This is a genomic window from Streptomyces sp. PA03-1a, assembly GCF_033792805.1.
Taxonomy (GTDB): Bacteria; Actinomycetota; Actinomycetes; order Streptomycetales; family Streptomycetaceae; genus Actinacidiphila.
Genome location: NZ_JARAVO010000414.1, coordinates 1 through 3,765, shown reverse-complemented (window position 1 = coordinate 3,765; position 3,765 = coordinate 1). Strand labels below are relative to the sequence as shown.

General features: G+C 68.8%; 2 protein-coding genes. One reads left to right on the top strand and one right to left on the bottom strand.

What is annotated here, in order from left to right:
- Positions 1-91 precede the first annotated feature (91 nt).
- Positions 92-538: a winged helix-turn-helix transcriptional regulator gene (locus tag PV341_RS44205; RefSeq protein WP_500329801.1), complete on the bottom strand. Its 447-nt coding sequence runs from the start codon at positions 536-538 to the stop codon at positions 92-94.
- 596 nt (positions 539-1,134) lie between these two features.
- On the opposite strand from PV341_RS44205, the gene PV341_RS44200 reads away from it, so the two are divergent.
- Positions 1,135-3,606, top strand: a complete 2,472-nt coding sequence (locus tag PV341_RS44200; RefSeq protein WP_500360889.1) for a SpoIIE family protein phosphatase — start codon at positions 1,135-1,137, stop codon at positions 3,604-3,606.
- The last annotated feature ends 159 nt before the right edge of the window (positions 3,607-3,765 follow it).

Below are 3,765 nucleotides of genomic sequence, written 5' to 3'. Positions count from 1 at the left end.
CTGACGCCGTCCCGGTGGCTGCTGCAGTGCAGGCGTTGGTGGCGACCTGCCATGCCCAACCCAGTGAGGCTACGCGGTCACGGCACTGGGGTCAGGTCCTGGCCGCCGTATCCGTGATGGTGACCACTTCGGTGGCGGGCACCTCGTGACCGTCGTCGTCGAGGAAGCCCACGTGGACGGGGCGGCTGGTGGAGCGCGTCCGTCGCAGCGCGGAGGGGCCCGAGGGGCGCGGGCGGTGGTGGTCGCCCCACTGCTGGAGCGCTGACAGCACCACCCGCAGGTCTCGCCCCGCCTCAGTCAGGTGGTAGCTCTGCCGAGGCCTGCTGCCCGGTTCCCGATATGCCTGCGTACACAGCACGCCGCTCTCGACGAGAAGCTTGAGCCGGGCGCTGAGCAGGTTGGTTGCGATGCCTAGGGACGACTGGATCTCCGCGAATTTATGTTTCCCGGTGAGGATCTCGCGGAGCACCAGAAACGTCCAGCGCTCGCCGAGAATCTGCAGGCTGCGCTCGATGGAGCAGGCCGGCTCGTTGTTCATGGGGCTTGACCCCTGCCCTTGGGTTGACACTGTCCACCTCCCGCGCAATACACGTCCCCGACTGGAGCATTTCGGACAATACTCTCCTGGATCTCGTATTGCAATCCAGACCCCGCACTGCACGAAGACCTCCACACGCAACGGCGCGAATGCAGCAGGCGTGCGAGCCCACCCCTGCCGCAATCCTGACCGTCGACGGCTTCCAGGGAGCCCCACGCCATAGCGCAGACCTCGCATGCCTCACCCTTCACACCCCGCACCCCTCGCCGGAGTCGGCACCTGGGGCCGCCCGCCCCGCCTCCCTCCGCCGACACACCCAGAACCGCCCGCGACCGAAGTTCACGAAACCTCCCATATCTCTACAAATAGGAAGCAATCACATCTAATCCGATCTACCCTGACTTGCGTATATAAATCCAACCGCTAACGTTGAAGTCGTGAGCGGCCCTGCCCCCAGCCCGACCGACAGACGATCACCCGCCACGAGCCAGCCGGAAACAGGGCGTGCCTTCTGCCGCTCTGGACGGGTGCTTTCGCCGCAAGGCCTGCCAGGGGCCCGGCGCAGCCCAACAGGTCGCACAGAGAGAGGATGATCGATGAGCAGCTCCACCGGAACGCCGTTCACCACAGTCCGGACGGCCGCTGAAGCCGCCGGCACCGGCACGGCGATAGCCCTGCTGGATGCGAATAAGAGGGTGGTCGGATGGACGCGGGCCGCCGAGCAGCTCGTTGGATACCCACCGGCGGACGTGGTGGGCTGCCCCGCGGCGACCCTCCTGGTGGACAGCGAGGACCGAGCGAAGGCATCGGCGTTCTTCGAGCCGGGCGCAGCCCGCGGTCGGTCCGGCTTCGTCAAGGTCCGCCACCGCGACGGCCGCAGGATCGACGTACGCCTGTGCGTGCAGTCGCTGTCCGGACACAACGGCCAGGCCCAGTGGGTCGTGTCGGCAGGCGGCAAGGGCACGCCCCCCGCCTGGGCGGCGGACCGAGCGGTGCTGGAGTCGCTCCCGGGAACACTGAATCTCCCCAGCCGTCTGCCGGTCGGGGTCGTCATACGCGACACCGAACTGCGCTGCACGTGGGTGAACGACACCCAGGGCCTCAAGGACGGCATCCCCATGCCGCGACGGCTGGGCCGCAGACTGCCGGAGGCGGCTCCCGGCACCGAAGCCGCACAACTTGAGGCACTGATGCGCCAGGTGCTGCACAGCGGCGTCCCGGCACTCAACGTGGAATACCGGACGTTCCTGCCGGCGCAAGCACCCAGGCGACACACGCTGACGGCGTCGTTCTTCCGCCTCGACGACGCGCAGGGCCGCGCCTTGGGCGTGTGCGCCGTGAGCGTGGACGCCACCGACAGCCGGCGGGCGCAAGAGCGTCTGGCGATCCTCGGCGAGGCCGGCAAGCGGATCGGAACCACCCTGGACGTGATGCAGACCGGGCAGGAACTCGCCGATCTCGCGGTGCCTCTCCTCGCGGACCACGCCACCGTCGACCTGGCGGAGTCGGTTCCCCTCGGCGAGGAGCCCCTGGCACGCCTCGGCCTCAAGGGTGGTCGCACCCCCGCGTTCCGCCGCGCGGGCTTGGCCACGATCCACCCGGAGACCTCGCAGGCCCTGGCCGCGCGGGCAGAGGCGGTCATTGTCCCGCCGACGTCGCCAAACATCAGCGTCCTGCGCTCGGGGAAGTCCCACTTCGAACCGATCCTGGACACTTCGCCCGGCACGTGGGTGGATCACCACGATGCGGCACGGGCGGCGATCCACGACTGCACGGCACACTCATTGATCGTCGTCCCGATCCACGCCCGGGGTGCCGTGCTGGGTGTGGCGGCGTTCGTACGAACTGGCGACCGTGCGCCGTTCGAGGAGGACGACCTGCTCCTGGCCGAGGAACTGGTCAGCCGGGCCGCACTGTCCCTGGACAACGCCCGCCAGTACGCGCGTGAACGCTCCGCAGCCCTCGCTCTGCAACGTCACCTGCTCCCCCACCATGCGGCGGGCGGTGCGGCCGCTGACGTGGCCTCGCGCTACCTGCCGGCCGACGACCACCACGGTGTGGGGGGTGACTGGTTCGACGTGATCCAACTGCCCGGCGCCCGGGTCGCCCTGGTCGTCGGAGACGTGGTCGGACACGGCATCAAAGCAGCGGCAACCATGGGTCAGCTCCGCACTGCGGTACGCACCCTGGCCGATATGGACATGCCCCCCGATGAACTCCTGAGCCGCCTCGACGAGCAGGTCCTCCGCCTCACCGAGGCGGATGCCGACCCAGATGACCCGGCTAACACGACCATGACCGCCACCTGCCTGTACGCCGTCTACGACCCGGCCACCCGATGCTGCACGATGGCGCAGGCCGGGCACCCGCCTCCCGCGATCATCGATCCGCACGGTGGCGTCACCTTCGCCGATCTGCCTGCCGGCGCACCGCTCGGCCTCGGACTGGTCCCCTTCGAGTCCGTGACGGTTCAGTTGCCCGAGAACACAACGCTCGCCTTCTACACCGACGGCCTGATCGAGGATCGCAACCAGGACATCGACATCGGGATGGATCGCCTGGCTACGATCCTGAGCCGGCGGGGCCTCACGCTGGACGAGCTCGGCTCGTCGGTGGTGGAGACACTGCCGGCCAGGGCGCCGAGCGACGACGTCACCCTGCTCCTCGCCCGGACCCGCTCACTTGGCCCGGACCAGATCGCTTCGTGGCAGCTCCCGGCCGAACCGGCGTTCGTCAGCCGCGCCCGGGCCCTGGTCACCCGGCAACTGGCCCAGTGGGGACTGGACCGCCTCGCCCAGTCCACGGAACTGATCGTCAGCGAGCTGGTCACCAACGCCATCCGGCACAGCCAGGGCACGATCGGCCTGCGCCTCATCCGGCACGGGGCGCTGACCTGCGAGGTGTACGACACCAGCAACAACCACCCACGGCTGCGCCACCCCCAGACCACCGACGAAAACGGCCGCGGCCTCGCCCTCGTCGCCCACCTGTCCCGCCGGTGGGGAACCCGCAACGCACCCGACGGGAAACTCATCTGGGCCGAACAGCCACTGCCAACCAGCCCGTGACATCACGTCCGGCAGCACGGCTCCCATCGCGTCGACCGGGCCGGCCACGGCCCATAGCCACTTCGCCGCAGCGCGAACACAAAAGGCAGGACCGGACTCATGGCACTGTCCTTGCGAGAAATGCAGGATATGGGTTCAGTCCGCTGCCCGCCCAGGGAC

Coding starts and splice junctions, on each gene's coding strand:
- PV341_RS44205 (WP_500329801.1), bottom strand. CDS start 538: ATGAACAACGAGCCGGCCTGCTCCATCGAGCGCAGCCTGCAGATTCTC.
- PV341_RS44200 (WP_500360889.1), top strand. CDS start 1,135: ATGAGCAGCTCCACCGGAACGCCGTTCACCACAGTCCGGACGGCCGCT.